Raw genomic sequence first — 19,333 nt, forward strand, 5'->3', positions numbered from 1 at the left:
TTTTAAACAGCTTTACCGGCAACTTTATTTGATATAAAGGCCCAACCACTTCTTATATGTCTTTCAACAAGCTTTTCCACCCTATCAGCATCCCTCTCCTCAAACGCCTCAATTATCTCTTTATGCTCATCAAGCACCTTTAAAATCCTTCCTGTTTCAGTAAATGAGTAAGCGGTTGCCCTTTTAAATTGTCTAAGCAAACTTTCAAGAAATTTTACAAGCCTTAAATTGTTACACTTACTTATAAATAGATTATGAAACTCAGAATTTAACTTTATCAAATTTGCCACATTTTTCGTCAAAGAGTATTTTTCCATTTTCTCATTTATATCTTCTAACTTTTTTATATCTTCATTGGTCAAGTTTTTAACAGCTAACCTTGCAGCCAATGACTCCAGTTTCATTTTCAAAACAAATATTTCATCAACATCCTTATCTGTTATCACAGAAACAACAGCACCTCTCCTCGGAAATATTTCCACAAACCCTTCCATCTCTAAGAGTCTCAGTGCCTCTCTGATGGGTGTCCTACTTATTCCGAGCATTTCTGAAAGCTTGGGCTCCGTAAGTCTGTCACCGGGCTTTAATGTGCCGCTTAAAATATAACCTCTAATGGTTTCAGCTATCTTTTCACTTAACGTGGCATTATCAATAGATATATCCTTCATAGATTATCCTCTTTATTAATAAATTTACGAAGATATTTCCAACTGCTTTTAATGTGCTCCCTTACGGTATTTTCAGCCAACACTGGATCTTTTTTCTCAAATGCCTCAATAACTTTCTGATGTTCCACATATGCATCTTTAGACCTATCGGCTTTAGCAACCAATATCCCTTTAAACCTTTGAAAGTTTTTGGAAAGCCCTTCTAAAATTTCTATTAACTTATTGTTCTTAGAAGCTATGATAAAAATATTATGGAAATCAATATTGTACGACAAATACTCATCTACAATATTCTTACTACTCTTTGATAAACTAAAAAATTTTTCATTAATAAGTTTTAATTTTTCAATTTCTTCACGAGTAATGTTTAAAGTTGCTTGATTAGCCGCCAAACCCTCAAGATTTGCCTTTATTGCGTACAAATCGTCCAAATCTTTAATAGTAATGGTCTTAACTACAGCCCCTCTTCTTGGGACGATTTCAATAAACCCTTCACTCTCAAGTTGCCGCAAAGCTTCCCTTATTGGTGTCCTGCTTATACCCAGTGTCTCAGCAAGTTTAGGTTCAACAAGCCTCTCACCGTCGGCATAAACGCCTTTAATAATATCTGATCTAATTCTGTCGGCAATCACCTCTCTGAGAGGTTTAGATTCATAAAAATAAATATTCTGAGTCACACTCAAACCCTTATTAAATTATTGGATACTGTATTCTGTATACAGTATCCAAATATACAACATTATAAATCTATCGTCAACAAATTTTTTCTCTTTGTAAGTAATTAGTTAAATAACGATTAACAGTTAATCTTAAAGAAAAATATCTATCCGCAAATTGCGTAACAAAAGACTTTTGTTTAACAATATGTTTACTCAGATTTATTTTTCAAATCGTTATATAAGTGATATGCACAGTCAGGACCAATCAGTTTTTTTGCTACAGAGATATTTACTTTGAGCTTTCTTTTTAAAATCATCTCTTTATATTTATACTTTTTTGCAATAATATTTGCACTTTCAGATAATCTTTTATCCATGCCACTTACCACAGAGCTCGTAAAAAGCTATTGCCGCACTTTGAGATGCATTTAAAGAATCTATGTTTGAAACCATAGGTATTTTAAAAATTATATCAGCTCTTTTTAAAACATTAGGTCTAATACCGTTACCTTCAGAACCAATAACAACAGCCTTCTTTCCATCACTGCTAACGGAAGAAATATATCTCTCCGTATGCACATCAGCCGCATAAACATAAAAATCCATTTTTTTTATCTCATCCAAAGTCTTTGCTATATTAACAACTTCTACAACTTTAGAGTAAATTAAACTCCCGGCACTCGTTTTAAATACAGTGGGCGTAATCTTGCATTGATTATCTTTGGCAACAATGAAAAATTTTACTCCAAAGCAATGACCTGCCCTAATAATTGCTCCATAGTTATGTGGGTCTTGAATATGATCCAATACCGCAACACATTTTTCATCTTTTAACTCTTCAACTACATCATAAAAATCATAAGTTTTAAAATCTATATCAGCAACTACCCCTTGGTTTTTGTCAGGAAATTTTAGCTCAAAATCATTTTTTTTCAAAACTGTAACCTTAATTTTATCAATATTCACATTATTAAGAATCGTCACTCCATCCCTTAAAAAAATCTCTTTTATTTTTGTATGAGCTTTTAAAGCTTCAAACAGTGCATTTTTCCCATAAATTAACATATTCACCTACAAATAACTTTACAAAAAATATTTTTTTATTATAACTACCCGACATGAAAATATTAGAACATATCTTAAACGGTTTCAAGAACGGAATTAAAATCAGCAAAAAAATAGTAATTTTTACATTCCCCTTTTATCTTTTGGTAGATATTTTAAAGCAGACAGAAATACTTGGAGCAATCGGCTCGTTTTTTTCCCCTTTGATGAAGCTTATAGGTCTTCCAGGGGAAGCTTCAATTGCTATGATTTCCGGCATGTCACTCAATCTATATGCTGCAATCGCAGCTATGCAGCCTCTTGACTTGACAGTCAAGCAGATAACTATCATTGGACTTTTTTTAGGGATAGCTCACAACCTTATCATTGAAACAGTTATTCTAACGAGGACAGGGGTCAGAGCATTTCCGGTATTATTAACAAGATTATTAACTGCATTTCTTGCAGCTTTTACGGTAAACATTTTATGGATATAACAATCTTCGAGCCCCTAAAGAATGCACTTTATCTTTGTGTAAAATTAACAGGTATAATCGTTATGTTAATGATAGTTTATGAATTTTATGAAAATTCAAAACTGTATAAATTGTCCCAAGATATTCTAAACAAACCATTTAGCTTCATAGGAATAAAATCTAACGCATCGATAACTATGGTCGTAGGTCTTGTTTTGGGAATAGCTTACGGAGCAGGTATATTAATCAAAAACGCCATGTCAGGTAATATGAGCCAAAAAGAAATCATTTTAACTTCAATATTTTTAAGCGTGTGCCATGCTGTCTTTGAAGATACGCTCCTCTTCGTAGCAGTCGGAGCAAACGGGTTTATAATAATAGGTATTAGAATAGTATTAGCATTTATCATCATACTTTTTCTTAACAAATATTTTTCAAAATCAGAGACTGTCTAATAATTATTTAGCAAATATTAGACTTATTTCTCTTGATAAATTAGGGTTTTAGTGCTAAAAATCACCCTCAAAATAAAATACATTAAGAGGTCACAATGGAATACAAAGATACTTTAAATTTACCTAACACCAATTTTCCGATGAAGGCCAATTTGAGCAATAGTGAGCCTGAACGGATAAAAAAGTGGGAAAAATCTAACTTATACCATAAAATAATTTCAACAAGAAACAAAAATAAAAGATATATTTTACACGATGGCCCACCCTATGCAAATGGTCATATCCATATTGGACACGCCCTTAATAAAATCCTAAAAGACTTTATTGTCAAAGTTAAAACCCTTGAAGGTTACTACTCACCATACGTACCGGGATGGGATTGTCACGGCCTTCCTATTGAACATCAAGTTGATAAACTCCTCGGCAAGAAAAAGTATGAAATGGAAAAATCACAAATAAGAAAAGAGTGCAGAAAATACGCTGAAAAATTTATCGACATACAAAGGGAAGAATTTAAAAGGCTTGGAGTTTTAGGTGAATGGGAAAATCCTTATATTACAATGGATTATGTTTATGAGGCTGTTACTCTAAAAGAACTTTATAAGTTTTTTAAAAATAAAGGTGTTTATAAAGGATTAAAGCCTATTTACTGGTGTACAAGTTGTGTGACTGCTTTAGCAGAAGCAGAGGTAGAATACGATAACCACACATCTAACTCAATCTATGTAAAATTTCCTGTAAGAAAAGAAACTGCTAAAAAGTTAGATTTACCAGAGAATACAAGTATTGTAATATGGACTACTACCCCTTGGACATTACCTGCAAATTTAGGTGTGGCATTCAACCCAAATTATCAATACTCGTTAGTCGAAATAATTGAAACAGAAAACAAAAACCTTTCCGTCGGTGAACATATTGTTGTAGCTACAGAGCTTTTAGAAAAATTATTGGAAATCTTCAATATCACTTCACATAAAGAGATAAAAAGGGTTAGCGGCTCTGATTTTGAAAACGAAAAAGCTAAACATCCTTTCTATGATAGAGATTCTTTAATGATTCTTGGTGACCATGTCACTCTTGAACAAGGTACAGGAATTGTCCATACTGCACCTGGGCATGGTCAAGAGGACTATGAAGTTGGCTTGAAATATGGACTTGAAATATTAAACCCTGTTGATGATAACGGATTATTTAAAAAGGATACTGAAATCTTTGCCGGTGAACATATTGTCAAGGCAAATGATAAAATAATTGCTTACATGGATGAAAATGGAACACTTTTAAATTCCGGAAAAGTTGACCACTCTTATCCCCACTGTTGGAGATGTAAAAGTCCTGTAGTTTTCAGAGCAACACCGCAATGGTTTATATCAATGGAGCAAAATGACTTGAGGAAAAAAACATTAGAAGAAATTAAGAAAATTAAATGGATTCCAAATTGGGGTGAAAATAGAATAACTGCTATGATTGAAAATAGGCCGGATTGGTGTATTTCAAGACAAAGGACTTGGGGTGTGCCAATCGCAGTATTTTTATGTCAGGAATGTGGGGAAGTGGTTATAAATGATGATATTATGGATAAAGTTTATAATGCATTTTTAGAGCATGGTGCTGATGCGTGGTTTGACTTTGATAATGAATATTTTCTTGGAAAAGATTTTAAATGCCCTCACTGTAATTCAGATAAAATCAGAAAAGAAACTGACATATTAGACGTTTGGTTTGATTCAGGCGTTAGCCATGCGGCAGTCTGTGAAACAAGAGAAGAGCTTGGTTGGCCTGCGAATATGTATCTTGAAGGGAGTGACCAGCATAGAGGGTGGTTTCACAGCACTATTTTAGAAAGTGTCGGGACACGAGGAAAAGCACCATATTCTGAAGTGTTGACACACGGATTTGTGGTTGATGGCAGTGGTAAAAAAATGTCAAAATCACTCGGTAATGTGGTGACACCTGAAGAAATCATCAAAAAATATGGAGCTGAAATTTTAAGGCTTTGGGTAGCTGCAGAAGATTACACAGAAGATGTTAGAATCTCCCAAAATATTATCAAAAGGCTTGTAGAAGCGTACAGAAAAATCAGAAATTCTTGTAAATACATCTTGGGCAATATTTCAGATTTTAATCCTGATACGGATATGGTAGATTTTGCCAATTTACTTGATATCGATAAATATATGTTAATGAAATGGCAAAACGTCAAAAAAAGAATCTATAACGCTTTTGACAACTATCAGTTTCATGTGTTTTTCCATACATTGAATAATTTTTGCGTAAACGATTTGTCAGCATTTTACCATGATATTATCAAAGACAGGCTTTACTGCTACAAGAAAGATTCAAGATTCAGACGATCAGCTCAAACTGTAAATTTCATAATTCTCAAAGAGCTTTGTATCCTGATGTCGCCTATTTTATCATTCACTGCCGATGAAGTATGGGAATATTTACCTAACTATAAAGGTAAACCGGAATATGTATTTATGGAAAATTTTGCTGAAGTAGATGAATCTATTTATGATGAATCTATTTACAATAAATGGAATCAACTTTATGAAATTAAAAAAGATGTCAATAAGGCACTTGAGCTTAAGAGAGCCGAAAAAGTAATAGGACACCCACTTGATGCAAAAGTAACAATAGGTGCAAAAAAGGATATTTTAGATATATTATCTGCTGATGAAGGCATTGAAAAGATATTTATCGTCTCTGAAGTTGAACTCAAAAACTTTGATGATGTAGAGGGTGGATATATCCCTGAAGATAAAAAAATAAAAATATTTGTTGAAGCATCAAGTAATGAAAAATGTGAAAGGTGTTGGATAAAATCTGAAACGGTGGGTAAGTTTGAAGACCACAAAACAATCTGCGAAAGGTGCTATCAGGCAATTTCTTAAATAACAAACAAAGGGGCTTTGCGCCCCTTTTTTTATAATATTGTAAAGAGGTGGTTATGAAAAAATATCTTCCTGTAATTTTCGTCTTGGTTTTAATCGACCAAATATCAAAATTTTATATAAAACATATTTTTGATTTATATGAAACCAAAGAGATAATCCCTGGATTTTTCAATCTTACTTTTGTTTTAAACCCCGGAGCAGCTTTTGGCTTTTTAGCAAAATTAGATGACTCTTACAGACAAATATTCTTTGTTATAATAACGGCATTAGCAATATTTATAGTCATTTACCTTATGTATAAGGAGATTGACCATAAATTGAGAGCCTTTGCCTATACGCTTATTTTATCTGGTGCAATTGGAAACTTTATAGACAGGATTTATCTTGGCAGTGTTGTAGATTTTCTCGATTTTTATATACAAAATTATCATTGGCCTGCCTTTAATGTTGCCGACTCTTGCATAACTGTTGGAATATTTTTTCTATTTATAGATATACTTTTTAAGAAAAAGGGGGATACAGATGTTAACCAAGCCTAAAAGAGCACTAATAAGTTTGTCTGACAAGACAGGAATTGTTGAGTTTGCAAAAAAACTTAAGTCTCACGGTGTAGAAATAGTGTCTACAGGTGGCACAGCAAAACTTTTAAAAGAAAGCGGAATTAATATCGTTGAAATATCAGAATTTACTGGATTTCCCGAAATTTTGGACGGCAGGGTAAAAACATTAAATCCTAAAGTGCATGCAGGGATTTTAAATATCAGGGATAATGAAAACCATCAAAAAACGATGCAAGAATTAAACTTACAAGACATAGATATGGTTGTGGTCAATCTCTACCCTTTTGAGAAAACTATCGCCAACAAGAGTGTTGAGCTTGATGTAGCAATAGAAAATATTGATATAGGCGGCCCTACAATGATTAGAAGTGCTGCCAAAAATTTCAAATTTGTAACGGTAATCGTTGACAATAATGATTTTGCAAGAGTTGAAAAAGAGCTGGAAGAAAATAATGGTATAACTTATGATACAAGAATTGATTTAGCAAGAAAGGCTTTTACCCACACTGCAGTGTATGATAGTATCATATCAAGCTACTTTAATAAAATATTAAACATTAAATTTCCTGATGAAATTGCCATTGCAGCAAGAAAAAAACAGGGGATGAGATACGGGGAAAACCCACATCAGGAAGCAGCTTTTTACACTCAGCCAAATATCAAAGAGCCAAGTGTTTCAACGGGAAAACAGTTACAAGGGAAAGAGTTATCTTTCAATAACATAATTGACATAAATGCTGCTGTAGAAATAGTTAAGGAGTTTAAGGAGCCTGTTGTAACAATCATAAAGCACACTAACCCTTGCGGAACAGCAGTGGGAACAGATAATCTTGAAGCATATCTAAAAGCTCTTGAATGTGACCCCGTAAGTGCATTTGGTGGCATTGTAGGGACAAATAAAAGTGTAGAAAAAGAATTAGCCGAAAAGTTGGCTGAAATATTTTTAGAAGTAGTTGTAGCGCCAAAATTTTCAAAAGAAGCCGTTGAAATTTTATCTTCTAAGAAAAATTTAAGACTCATAGAAATAGAAAATCTGGATAATTTTGAACGAGATGATGAACTTGACATTAAAAAGGTAACCGGAGGAATGCTTTTAGCTGACCGTGACTTACATACATTTGAAAGTATAAGAGATTTAAAAGTGCCAACCAAAAGAAAACCTACAGAAGATGAATATAAGGCTTTGGAATTTGCATGGAAAATTGCAAAACATGTCAAATCCAATGCAATAGTCTATGCTACAAATGATAGAACAATCGGAGTAGGTGCAGGTCAAATGAGCCGTGTGGATTCATCTAAGATAGCTGCAGATAAGGCAAGAAGTCCTCTACAAGGGTGTGTAATGGCAAGTGATGCATTTTTCCCGTTCAGAGACAGTGTTGATGAGGCAGCCGGCAAAGGAATCACCGCTATAATTCAACCCGGTGGCTCTATCAGAGATTCAGAGGTTATTGAGGCTTGTGATGAACACAATATAGCAATGGTACTTACCGGTATAAGGCATTTTAAACATTAAAAGGGGTAACAAATGAATATTTTACTCATAGGCTCTGGTGGTAGAGAGCATGCAATTGCATGGAAACTTTCACAAAATGAAAACATAAAAAATATCTTTTGTGCTCCCGGTAACGGCGGGACGGCAAAAGAAAATAAATGTCAAAATGTAGATATAAAAGTTACCGATTTTGACAGGCTAATACAGTTTGCAAAAGAAAATGATATTTACATGACAGTAGTTGGCCCTGAAGACCCTCTTGCCCTTGGAATAGTTGACAGGTTTGAATCAGAAGGGCTTAAAATATTTGGCCCCAACAAAATGGCAGCAAAAATTGAAGCGAGCAAAGCTTTTTGCAAAGAGATTATGGTATCGGCTAACATACCCACTGCCTTTTATGGAGAATTCACAGATTTTGAAAGTGCTAAAAAATATGTTTTGGAAAAAGGGGCGCCAATTGTAGTAAAAGCGGACGGACTTGCAGCGGGTAAAGGTGTTACTGTTGCTGCCACTGTTGAGGAAGCAATTGATGCTCTTAAAGAAATATTTATTGATAAGATATTCGGAGACGCAGGCAATAAAGTAGTAATAGAAGAATTTTTAAAAGGTGAAGAGGCTTCCTTTTTGGCTTTTACGGATGGTATAACTGTCGTACCAATGGTTTCAAGCCAAGACCACAAGCCTGTTTACGATAATGATAAAGGCCCAAATACCGGAGGTATGGGTGCATATTCCCCTGCCCCTGTAATGACTGAAAAGCTTTATAATTTTGCCCTAAACAAAATTGCATACCCTTTGGTAGAAGAACTAAAAAAGAGAAATATCGTTTACAAAGGGATTATATATGCAGGGCTTATGATTGATGGTGAAGACGTAAAGGTTTTAGAGTTTAACTGCAGATTCGGTGACCCTGAGACTCAACCTCTTTTGATGAGGCTTGAATCTGACCTTCTTGAAATATTTGATGCCTGTATAAATCAAAATTTAAAAGAGATAAAAATTAATTGGTACAGTGAGCCTACCGTTTGTGTGGTAATGGCTTCAGGAGGATACCCTAAAGATTATAAAAAGGGGTATGAAATTACAGGGATAGATTCAGCAGAGCAACTTGGTAATGTAAAAGTCTTTCATGCAGGCACTAAACTGGAAAATGAAAAGGTATTGACTAACGGAGGAAGGGTGTTGGCTGTTACTGCAAGAGGTAAAGATTTAAAAAGTACTATAAAACTTGCATATTCTGCTGTAGAAAAAATAAATTTTAAAGATATGCACTTTAGAAAAGATATAGCTCAAAAAGCCTTAAGGAGGTTATAATGGCAAAAGTCGGTATAATTATGGGAAGTAAATCAGATTTACAAATTGCAGAAAATGTAATTGCAGTATTGGAAGAGTTTGAAATTGAATACGAAGTTATAGTTTCAAGTGCTCACAGGACACCTGAGAGGACATCAGAATGGGCAAGAAATGCTGAAGCAAACGGAATAGAGGCAATCATTGCAATTGCAGGTGCTGCAGCACATTTGGCTGGCGTAGTTGCAAGCGAATCAAATCTTCCTATTATTGCCGTCCCTGTTGCTGCCACATCCCTTGCAGGATTTGATGCACTTTTATCAATGGTGCAAATGCCTGGCGGAATACCTGTAGCTACTATGGCAATTGGTAACGCAGGCGCAAAAAATGCTGGTATATTTGCCTGCCAAATATTAGCTGTCAAATATCCACACATAAATGAAAGATTAAAAAAATACAGACAATCTATAAAAGATAAGGTTTACAAAGATAATGAAACAGTGCAGGAAATCTTAAAAGAAAGGAAAAAATAGACCTTGCTTATTCTAAAATCTAATAAAAATAACTTTATAAATATGTTCAATCAGGCTCATAAAGAAAATGAGCCTGTTATTTTTCCCACTGATACAATTTACGGTATTGGTGCTTTTTTTGATGATGAAAAGGCTAATAACAAAATTTTTGAATTAAAAAATAGAGATTTCACAAAACCTTTCCCTATTCTAATTTCTGATTTTTCTCAACTTGAAATGCTAAAAATACCTCTCACCAACTCACAAAAATTGATATTAGAAAAATATTGGCCGGGAAGATTTACCTTTTTACTTAACACCAGACTAAACTATAGCTATTGTGTTTTAGAGGCTAAAATTGCTGTAAGAATGGTAAAAGATTTACCTGTATATGAAATGATTAATCATTTTAATAAACCCGTCACTGCCACAAGTGCAAACCTTTCAGGCCAACCTTATAACCCTTCTATAAAATCTATTATCAATAGCTTTGCAAAAAAAGTAAAATATTTCCTCACGCAAAATGATGGTAATGATAAACCTTCAACTATTATTGACTTGACAACATCACCATTCAATATTATAAGAAACCCTCTCAACATTAGTTTAGATCAAATTTAAGGAAATAATTTGAAAAAGATAATATTTTTTTTGATGCTTGCTGTATCTGCAACCCCATTTATAAAATCTCACCACGCACTTTTAATGGGAATAATATTAGGTTTAATCTTCCAAAACCCCTACCCTAAAGAGTCTGCCAATGCAAGCAAACAGCTTCTAAAACTTGCCGTTGTAGGGCTTGGATTTGGTGTCCCTCTTTACAAAGTAATTGAAGTGGGCAAAAATTCTATATTGTTCACATTTGTTGGGATTATTTTTGTGATAACCGTAGGATTTATCATTGGTAAATATATGAAAATTGAAGCTAATGCTAACAAGTTGATAAGTTTTGGCACAGCTATCTGCGGGGGTAGTGCCATTGCCGCATTAAGCCCGGTAATCGATGCCAACGAAAAGGAAATAGCAATCTCCCTTGGTGTTGTTTTTAGTCTAAATGCTCTTGGGCTTATACTATTTCCGCCAATTGGACATTTTTTTGGAATGAGTCAGCATGCTTTTGGTGCATGGGCAGCACTTGCAATTCACGATACAAGCAGCGTAGTCGGTGCCACATCTGTTTATGGAAATGAAGCATTGATGGTAGGCACAACAGTAAAATTAAGCAGAGCATTATGGATTGCACCTTTTGTTATATTTTTCAGCCTTAAAAATAGAAAAGGGGGGAAGATAAACCTGCCATATTTTATCCTATTTTTTATTTTGGCTGCTTTTATAAATTCATATTTTCAATCTCTGAAAACATTTTGGGATTTTTTATATGTTTGTTCAAAACAACTTCTTGTCATTACACTGTTTTTGATTGGAACAGGGATAACTAAAGATACGCTAAAAAGGGTAGGACTAAAACCAATAATTTTTGGCATAGTGCTATGGATTATAGTAGGTATTTCAAGCTATTTTGCGGTAATAAACTTTAACCTTATTTAACATTTATAGTTTGAAGGCACATAGTCGCAAAATGGTTCTTCAGCCATATATGAGCCTGTAACAGCATAAGCTCTTGCCCTGCATCCGCCGCAAACACCGAGATGTTTACACACACCGCATTTCCCTTCATAATCTTTAAAGCTTCTCAAATCTTTGAAGAGTTTTGAGTTTTCCCATATATCTTTGAGACTTTGTTCAAAAATATTTCCGGCTGCCATAGGGAAATAAGAGCAAGGTAAAACATCCCCCTCAGAGTTTACAAAACAAATTGACTGAGCAGCGATACAGCCTTTGCCGCCACCGGTTGAAAATGTTAAACTTCGTCTTGTCTTATCTGTGCCATCCTCTTTGCTTCTTTCATGCCATATTCTATAATACTGAGGTGCACATGTAGGTCTAACAAGAATCTCCTCTTCACCCTTTTCCATCTCATAATGCCAATTCAAGATTTCTTCATAGTCCTCTTTGCTGACGAGCTCTTTCATTATATCTTCACCGCGACCGGTTGGGACTATCAAAAACATATACCAAGCGGTAGCTCCAAGTTTTTTTGCCAGTTTATATACATTTGGGATATCATCTTGATTTCTCTTTGTAAAAGAAGAGTTTATAATAAATTTTATCCCGTGCTTATTAAAGTAATCAGCTGCCCTCATTACCCCTTCAAATGCACCCTTTTGACCTCTAAAATCGTCATGTATTTCAGGGGTAGACCCATCAAGGCTCAAAGAGACTATTTTTATCCCGCTGCTTTTGATTTTTTCACAAACTTCATCATCTACCAATACACCGTTTGTAGCCATACACATTCTAAAACCTTTATCTGTACCATATTTAGCTATATCAAAAACATCTTTTCTCATTAAAGGCTCGCCACCGGATAAAACTATGACCGGTGAAGCAAATGTGGCAATATCATCTAAAAGTGCCTTACATTTATCTAATGTAAATTTACCTTCAGCCGAGTGAATATCTGAGGAAGAGCGACAATGCACACAATTTAAGTTACACTTAGCAGTAATCTCCCACGCCATCCACTTTAATGTCCAATCTTTATTCATCTATCTCTCCATAAAATTTATTTTTCTCTATCAAATCCATAACATTATTGTAGAGATTATAATCTTTATTTAATTTGTCAATATTTTCTCTAAACTCTTTTCTCAACCTGCTGCTAACACTGCATTTATTTTCTATATCGATCAAATTATTCTCTTTTGCATATGTTTCTATATTTTTTCTACTGCAAAATGCAAAAGGTCTTAGAAAATTATACTTTTCAAAATAAACTCTCTTTAAAGGCATACTTTCAAGCCTTTTATGGTAAATTTGATTATATAAAAAGTTTTCCACAAAATCATTTTTATTGTGACCAAGCAATATGTTGTATACCCCATACTCTTTAGCAAACTCCAAAAGTGCCCTTTTTCTTAACCTGCTACATAAGCTACAAGAGATTGGAAAATTGACTTCTTCAAAAATATTCCCCTCATAAACTTCTTCTAACTCCAAGCTGTTTAAGCCATCCCCGAAAATTGGAATATGGCAGGCAAATGTCCTTGAAGTTATGTTATTATCCTTTTTATATCTCTTAATAACATCAAACAAGACTCTGCTATCAAGCCCGCCTGAAAAAGCAATTATACAATCATTTTTTAAAAAATTGTGGATTTTCTCAAATTTTAATAATGCACCGACTATCCTCTTATATGATTTCATATATCAAAAATAACCCTTGCCATGTAAAAGCTGCCAATATGTTCAACCTTATAGTTATGCTTAGTAACAGCTTTAATTTCGGTTTGTATCTGCTCATTAGTTTTAACTTTTTCATAAGTTACTTCATATATATTGTCCATTTTAGAAATAGAACGAACTTGTATTAACAGCTTTTTAGTATAAAGCGTAAAAATACTCTCCTCCAGTAAATTAAAGACTAATTCTTCAAGGGACTCAAAAGACTGTTTAACTTTTTCAACAGTTTCCATTATCTCGGGAAACTTATCAAAGCAAATATAATAAAAAGCATTCAAGCAATTTATCATCAATTCTAATTCATCATTGCCGCTTGCCTCAATACCTACATCTGCAGTTGTTTCAATAATTTTAAAATTACTCATCAATAAATTCCCCTAAACCCAAGCTGATAATTAAAATACCCGTCTACATTCAAAACTTTTAAAGAAAATGAGTCACTCAATGGCACTTTTCCCATAGTATTAAGTGCATTTACAGCAGCTTTATCCAAATCAGGATAACCACTACTGCTTACTATCTGTATATTTGTAATAGTCCCATCTTTTAAAATGGAAAACTTTATTCGCACTGTCCCCTCTTCACCTTTTAACACAGCTTGAGACGGGTATGTCCAAACATTATAAAGATTTTTTTTAAACTTGTAAAAATATGAGGCATACTTAAACTTCATAGAATTAAAATTTACGGTATCTTCCCCATCTTTCGATGAGCCTAAGTTGTAATTTGCAATATCATTTATAATTTCAGATGGATTTAAGATATTTTTGGCAAGAGTTTTATTATCGAAAATATCAGGCTCTTCTTGTTTAGCACTTTTCTGTTTCTCTTCGATAATTTCAATATTACTCTTATTTGGCTCAAAATTTTTTTTCTCTACTTTATCCTCTTTTAAAACTTTCTTTTCAGTTTCTTTCTTTTCTTGAAACTTTTTATTTTCATTAACCGGTCTTTCCTTTTGGACTATCAAAGGTCTTATATTTTCTTTCTCCTCTATGGGAGGGGTTTCATTCAAATTTTCAGTCTTTTTATTTAGATGTATATCTTTGTCACTAAGAATATTTGGTTTTTCTGTCGGTTTTTCAGTTTTTACTTCAGGTTTTTTATCTATTATATCTACATAAGTTAGTTTTTCTTTCGGTTTATCAGGTTTATTCAAAACCATATATTTTAAAACCAAAAAGTGTAAAATCGCAGATACAATTATAAAAACGATAATTCTTCTATTTTCCATAAGATTCTATTTTATCCTAAATTCATTTACAAATAAAGGATTTTTAAAATATTAAAACGTTCAAAAATATAATTTTATATTAAGCAAATAAAAAAACTTGACAAAGATAGACTCAAATATTATTATACAAGTAAAATAAAATTGCAGGAGGTATAATATGGCAATAGTAAGATGGGACCCTTTCAAGGACATTATGTCTCTTCAGGAAAGAATTAACAAAATTTTCGATGAAACCGTTCAGCAGGACAGAAAGTCACAATATGGAGACTGGTATCCACCTGTTGATATTTTCGAAAAAGAGGATGGTATAACCATCATAATGGAAATACCCGGAGTATCTGAAAACGATATCGACCTTCAAATTACAGATGGAGTTTTAACCGTTAGGGGTGAAAAAAAGCTCCCTTATGAAAAAAGTAATGAAAACTTCTACAGACTTGAAAGAAATTTTGGCAAATTTGCAAGATCATTCTCTTTACCAAACACTGTTGACCAAAATAAAGTTAAAGCTGGACTTAAGGAAGGTATACTCAAAATTGAAATTGGCAAAAAAGATGAGATTAAGCCAAAAGTTATAAAAGTCGAAAAAGAGGATTAATACTGAAAAGGAAGTGATGATCTATGACAAAACAGAACTATTACGAAATACTCGGTGTTGACAAAAGTGCTTCTCAGGATGACATAAAAAAGGCTTATAGAAAGTTGGCAAGAAAATATCATCCTGACATAAACCCTAATAACAAGGAAGCTGAAGAAAAATTTAAACTCGTATCCGAAGCCTATGCTGTTTTGTCAGATCCGGAAAAAAGAAAACAATACGATACTCTTGGTCATGACGCTTTTACTTCAGGTGGTCAAGGTTATGACTTTTCAAACATGAATTTTGAAGATTTAAGAAACTTTAAATCTCATGGATTTGATATTTTCGGAGATATATTCGATGAAATCTTTGGTAGTGGCAGATGGGGGAAGAAAACTTCCTCATCAGCCACTTTAAAAGGGGAAGATATCTATTACACTATCAATATCCCTTTTAGGGATGTTATATTTGGTAATACTTATGAAATCAGCGTAAACAGAAAGGTCGTATGTAAAAGATGCCTTGGAAAAGGTGGAAACAAAACCATCTGTCCAACCTGTCAGGGTACAGGGATGTCAGGTCAAAAATCAGGATTTATAAGTATGATGTCTACATGCAAATCTTGCGGTGGTAGTGGTGAAGCTTTTACTTCCGTATGCTCTGAATGTCACGGCACAGGTTTTAAAAACGTTACCGAAAAACTTAAAGTTAAAATACCTGCCGGAGTAGATAATAACTCAAAAATTAGAATCCCAAATAAAGGGAATGAAGGCTTAAATGGCGGCAAATCAGGTGACCTCTATATTATAACAAATATTACACCACATAATTTCTATAAAAGACAAGGTAATAACCTTTATATTGACATTGAAGTCGATATGTTTGAAGCAGCGCTTGGAGAGAAAATTACAGTTCCTACACCTTATGGAGCAGTTAATATAAATATCCCTTCCGGGACTCAACCAAACCAACAACTAAGGATTCGTGGAAAAGGTGTGCCAAAAATTAATAGTGATGTTAAGGGTGACCTTTATGTAAATATAATAGTTAAAATCCCACAAATTGCTATCGAGCAGGACAGAGAGTCCCTTAAAAGCATGAAAACCAGATACAATGTGGCAGATAGAAAAAATATTTTAGCAAAAGGTCAACTATAATCCTGAGGTGATATATGAAGAAAAAACCGCTTTACATGATTAGCATAGTTTCGGAAATGTTTGAAATTCACCCTCAGACCTTGCGACAATATGAACGGTTGGAACTTTTAAAACCCTCAAGAAGTGAAGGAAATACAAGACTGTATTCAGCTGAAGATATAGAAAAACTTAAATTTATACTCACCCTTACAAGGGATATGGGGGTCAACCTTGCAGGGGTTGAAATAATTTTAAATATGAAAGAGCAGATAGAATCTCTGCAAAATCAAATCGACATGCTTTTAAGCTATATAAAAGAAAATTGTGAAAAAATTAAAAGGGAAGGTGCTCTTGTCCCTTCTCCTAAAAAAGAAATAATTAAGATAAAAGTTCAAAAGGAGGAGTAACTATGATAAATTGGAATAAATTAACAATAAAGTCAGGAGAAGCTGTTCAAAGTGCACAAGCACTTGCAGAGCAGCTTAGCCATCAACAAATAGAGCCGGAACATCTTCTTGCAACACTTCTAAAGCAAGAGGAAGGAATTGTTAAGCCTATCCTGCAAAAAATTGGGGTTAACATACCAAATCTTTTCGAGGATATACAAGAAAATCTTAAAAAATTGCCGAAGGTAAGTGACGTCAGCCAAATATACATTTCTGGCGATACTAAAAAAGTATTCGATTATGCATTTAAAATTTTAAAGGAGTTTGGAGATAGCTACGTATCCACAGAGCACCTTTTACTTGGCATTGTTGAAAATGCAGGATATTCAATTAGACAGATATTTACAAAATACGGTATAGATACAAACACGGTAAAAAAAGCAATCAAAGAGATTAGGGGTTCAACAAAAGTTGATAGCGAAGACCCTGAATCAAAAACCGAAGCACTTAAAAAATATACTATCAATCTTACCGAATATGCAGAGCAAGGTAAACTTGACCCTGTAATAGGAAGGGATGAAGAGATAAGACGGGTTATCCATGTTCTCTCTAGGAGGACAAAAAATAATCCCGTGCTAATTGGTGAACCGGGTGTTGGAAAAACAGCTATTGTTGAAGGTCTGGCTCAGCGAATTGTAAGTAAAGATGTCCCTGAAACTTTAAAAGATAAAACTGTCCTAACTCTCGATTTGGGAGCTCTTATTGCCGGCACAAAATTCAGAGGGGAATTTGAGGACAGATTAAAAGCAATCTTAAAAGAGATTAAGGAAAGAGAGGGTGAAATAATACTTTTTATTGATGAAATACATACACTTGTTGGTGCAGGAGCTGCCGAAGGGGCAATGGATGCGGCAAACCTTTTAAAACCTGCTCTTGCAAGAGGGGAACTTCACTGTATAGGTGCTACCACTCTTGACGAGTATAAAAAACATATAGAAAAAGACGCAGCATTAGAGAGAAGATTCCAACCAGTAATGGTAGATGAGCCTTCAGTAGAGGATACAATTTCTATCTTAAGAGGCTTAAAAGAAAAATATGAAGTACATCACGGCGTAAAGATAAAGGACTCTGCACTTGTTGCTGCTGCTTACCTTGCACATAAATATATTTCAGACAGGTTTATGCCTGATAAGGCAATAGATTTAATAGATGAAGCTACTGCAAAACTTAGAATGGAAATTGATAGTCTTCCGACTGAGCTTGATGAACTCGACAGAAAATACAGACAGCTTGAAATAGAAAGACAAGCTCTTTTAAAGGAAAAAGATGAAGCAAGTAAAATTAGATTAGAAAAGATTGAACAAGAACTTGCAAATTTAAGTGAAAAAATAAACCAATTAAAAGCACATTGGCAAAATGAAAAATCTATCATTCAAAGTATTAGAGAGGTCAAGGCCAACATTGAACAGTTAAAGAATGAAATGAGCACTGCCGAAAGAAATGGAAATTTTGAACTTGCATCACAAATCAAATACGGAAAACTTGTTGAAGAAAATAAAAAACTTGAAGAGCTTAATGAAAAGCTAAAAGAGATTCAAAAAGACTCAAAAATGCTTAAAGAAGAGGTAGAAGAAGAGGATATCGCTGAAATAATCTCAAAGTGGACAGGTATCCCCGTAACTAAACTTTTAGAAGAGGAAGCTGATAAACTTATAAAAATGGAAGATTTTCTCCATAAAAGAGTAATCGGACAGGAAAAGGCCGTCCAGGTAATAAGTGATGCCGTAAGAAGAAGCCGTGCCGGCCTTAACAATCCAAAAAGACCTATAGGCTCATTTATTTTCTTAGGGCCTACCGGAGTGGGTAAAACTGAGCTTGCAAAAGCTCTTGCGGAATTTCTCTTTGATACAGAAGATGCTCTTATAAGGCTTGATATGAGTGAATATATGGAAAAACATTCCGTTGCAAAGCTTATAGGTGCCCCTCCAGGATATGTAGGTTATGAAGAAGGTGGTCAACTTACAGAAAAAGTAAGAAGGAAACCGTATAGTGTAATATTAATGGATGAAATTGAAAAAGCTCATCCTGATGTATTTAATCTGTTACTACAAATTTTAGATGACGGCAGGTTGACAGATGCAAAGGGGAGAACTGTAAACTTTAAAAATACTGTAATTATAATGACATCAAACATCGGAAGTGAATCCATACAGGAATTCTTTGAACGTCATAAAGATTTTGAAAACAGATACGATGAAATTGCATCAGAAGTTTTTAAACATCTGTCCAATTTCTTTAAGCCTGAATTTTTAAACAGGGTAGATGATATAGTAGTATTTCATCCGCTCGGAGAAAACCATTTAAAAGAGATTGCAAAAATATTACTTGAAGAGTTTAAAAATAGGTTAAAAGAAAATTTCATCGAAATCGACTTTGACGAAAGTGTAATAAATGAAATTGTAAAAGTAGGTTTTGACCCTAAATTTGGTGCAAGACCTATGAAAAGAGCAATCCAAAAAATCATTGAAAACAAAGTAGCTGAAGCAATTTTAAAGGGGAAAATTGTAAAAAATTCTAAAGTGATTGCTACATTTGTTGATGGAGAATTAAAATTTGATGTGAAATTGGGATAAAT

21 protein-coding genes are annotated in these 19,333 nt (G+C 33.9%); 13 read left to right on the forward strand and 8 right to left on the reverse strand.

Annotated elements, in window-relative coordinates; genetic code table 11:
- Positions 1-2: 2 nt before the first annotated feature.
- From LF845_RS08645 to rlmB, 4 genes are all read right to left on the reverse strand, one after another.
- Complete coding sequence (locus LF845_RS08645) at positions 3-668, reverse strand: GntR family transcriptional regulator (protein ID WP_242820616.1); 666 nt, start codon at positions 666-668, stop codon at positions 3-5.
- Positions 665-1,345 (reverse strand): GntR family transcriptional regulator, encoded by a 681-nt coding sequence (locus LF845_RS08650; RefSeq protein ID WP_242820617.1) that lies wholly within the window; start codon positions 1,343-1,345, stop codon positions 665-667. Before LF845_RS08650 ends, LF845_RS08645 begins: the two co-directional genes overlap by 4 nt.
- A 191-nt stretch (positions 1,346-1,536) precedes the next feature.
- Entirely contained in the window at positions 1,537-1,704 is a 168-nt protein-coding gene (locus LF845_RS08655) for a hypothetical protein (protein WP_242820618.1), read from the reverse strand.
- On the reverse strand, positions 1,697-2,392 hold the full coding sequence (gene rlmB, locus LF845_RS08660) for a 23S rRNA (guanosine(2251)-2'-O)-methyltransferase RlmB (RefSeq protein ID WP_242820619.1): 696 nt from the start codon (positions 2,390-2,392) through the stop codon (positions 1,697-1,699). Before rlmB ends, LF845_RS08655 begins: the two co-directional genes overlap by 8 nt.
- 53 nt (positions 2,393-2,445) lie before the next feature.
- Between rlmB and LF845_RS08665 the strand changes: the two genes are divergently transcribed.
- The 9 genes from LF845_RS08665 to LF845_RS08705 all read left to right on the forward strand — a co-directional run bounded on the left by LF845_RS08665 (position 2,446) and on the right by LF845_RS08705 (position 11,607).
- Positions 2,446-2,868 (forward strand): nucleoside recognition domain-containing protein, encoded by a 423-nt coding sequence (locus LF845_RS08665; protein WP_242820620.1) that lies wholly within the window; start codon positions 2,446-2,448, stop codon positions 2,866-2,868.
- The gene (locus LF845_RS08670; RefSeq protein ID WP_242820621.1) at positions 2,859-3,302 is read left to right on the forward strand and encodes a nucleoside recognition protein; all 444 of its coding nucleotides are present in this window, start codon (positions 2,859-2,861) and stop codon (positions 3,300-3,302) included. Before LF845_RS08665 ends, LF845_RS08670 begins: the two co-directional genes overlap by 10 nt.
- Positions 3,303-3,397: 95 nt before the next feature.
- Entirely contained in the window at positions 3,398-6,199 is a 2,802-nt protein-coding gene (gene ileS / locus LF845_RS08675; RefSeq protein ID WP_242820622.1) for an isoleucine--tRNA ligase, read from the forward strand.
- 56 nt (positions 6,200-6,255) lie between these two features.
- Positions 6,256-6,741, forward strand: a complete 486-nt coding sequence (gene lspA / locus LF845_RS08680; RefSeq protein WP_242820623.1) for a signal peptidase II — start codon at positions 6,256-6,258, stop codon at positions 6,739-6,741.
- Positions 6,725-8,278, forward strand: coding sequence for a bifunctional phosphoribosylaminoimidazolecarboxamide formyltransferase/IMP cyclohydrolase (gene purH, locus LF845_RS08685; RefSeq protein ID WP_242820624.1), 1,554 nt, complete (start codon positions 6,725-6,727; stop codon positions 8,276-8,278). The genes lspA and purH overlap by 17 nt, the downstream gene beginning before the upstream one ends.
- Positions 8,279-8,290: 12 nt before the next feature.
- A complete protein-coding gene (gene purD / locus LF845_RS08690; protein WP_242820625.1) occupies positions 8,291-9,571 on the forward strand; it encodes a phosphoribosylamine--glycine ligase in 1,281 nt (426 codons plus the stop codon).
- Positions 9,571-10,080, forward strand: a complete 510-nt coding sequence (gene purE / locus LF845_RS08695) for a 5-(carboxyamino)imidazole ribonucleotide mutase (RefSeq protein WP_242820626.1) — start codon at positions 9,571-9,573, stop codon at positions 10,078-10,080. Before purD ends, purE begins: the two co-directional genes overlap by 1 nt.
- Positions 10,081-10,083: 3 nt before the next feature.
- Positions 10,084-10,680 (forward strand): L-threonylcarbamoyladenylate synthase, encoded by a 597-nt coding sequence (locus LF845_RS08700; RefSeq protein WP_278252213.1) that lies wholly within the window; start codon positions 10,084-10,086, stop codon positions 10,678-10,680.
- A gap of 9 nt (positions 10,681-10,689) precedes the next feature.
- The gene (locus LF845_RS08705) at positions 10,690-11,607 is read left to right on the forward strand and encodes a YeiH family protein (RefSeq protein WP_242820628.1); all 918 of its coding nucleotides are present in this window, start codon (positions 10,690-10,692) and stop codon (positions 11,605-11,607) included.
- Here LF845_RS08705 and LF845_RS08710 read toward each other — a convergent pair.
- The 4 genes from LF845_RS08710 to LF845_RS08725 are packed head-to-tail and all read right to left on the reverse strand — an operon-like array spanning position 11,604 to position 14,596.
- On the reverse strand, positions 11,604-12,668 hold the full coding sequence (locus LF845_RS08710) for a radical SAM/SPASM domain-containing protein (protein ID WP_242820629.1): 1,065 nt from the start codon (positions 12,666-12,668) through the stop codon (positions 11,604-11,606). The two genes, LF845_RS08705 and LF845_RS08710, sit on opposite strands and share 4 nt — an antisense overlap.
- On the reverse strand, positions 12,661-13,326 hold the full coding sequence (locus LF845_RS08715; protein WP_242820630.1) for a PP-loop family protein: 666 nt from the start codon (positions 13,324-13,326) through the stop codon (positions 12,661-12,663). The genes LF845_RS08710 and LF845_RS08715 overlap by 8 nt, the downstream gene beginning before the upstream one ends.
- Positions 13,323-13,727 (reverse strand): archease, encoded by a 405-nt coding sequence (locus LF845_RS08720; RefSeq protein WP_242820631.1) that lies wholly within the window; start codon positions 13,725-13,727, stop codon positions 13,323-13,325. The genes LF845_RS08715 and LF845_RS08720 overlap by 4 nt, the downstream gene beginning before the upstream one ends.
- Positions 13,727-14,596 (reverse strand): TonB family protein, encoded by an 870-nt coding sequence (locus LF845_RS08725; protein WP_242820632.1) that lies wholly within the window; start codon positions 14,594-14,596, stop codon positions 13,727-13,729. The genes LF845_RS08720 and LF845_RS08725 overlap by 1 nt, the downstream gene beginning before the upstream one ends.
- Before the next feature lie 157 nt (positions 14,597-14,753).
- On the opposite strand from LF845_RS08725, the gene LF845_RS08730 reads away from it, so the two are divergent.
- Genes LF845_RS08730 through clpB form a run of 4 tightly spaced genes read left to right on the forward strand, consistent with a single transcriptional unit; the run spans position 14,754 to position 19,331 of the window.
- Positions 14,754-15,194: an Hsp20/alpha crystallin family protein gene (locus tag LF845_RS08730; RefSeq protein WP_242820633.1), complete on the forward strand. Its 441-nt coding sequence runs from the start codon at positions 14,754-14,756 to the stop codon at positions 15,192-15,194.
- A 23-nt stretch (positions 15,195-15,217) separates the two neighbouring features.
- On the forward strand, positions 15,218-16,333 hold the full coding sequence (gene dnaJ, locus LF845_RS08735; RefSeq protein WP_242820634.1) for a molecular chaperone DnaJ: 1,116 nt from the start codon (positions 15,218-15,220) through the stop codon (positions 16,331-16,333).
- Positions 16,334-16,347: 14 nt separating this feature from the next.
- Positions 16,348-16,719, forward strand: coding sequence for a heat shock protein transcriptional repressor HspR (locus LF845_RS08740; RefSeq protein WP_242820635.1), 372 nt, complete (start codon positions 16,348-16,350; stop codon positions 16,717-16,719).
- Between the two features lie 2 nt (positions 16,720-16,721).
- Positions 16,722-19,331, forward strand: a complete 2,610-nt coding sequence (gene clpB, locus LF845_RS08745; RefSeq protein ID WP_242820636.1) for an ATP-dependent chaperone ClpB — start codon at positions 16,722-16,724, stop codon at positions 19,329-19,331.
- Positions 19,332-19,333 lie beyond the last annotated feature (2 nt).

This window comes from Deferrivibrio essentukiensis (genome assembly GCF_020480685.1).
Lineage (GTDB): Bacteria > Chrysiogenota > Deferribacteres > Deferribacterales > Deferrivibrionaceae > Deferrivibrio > Deferrivibrio essentukiensis.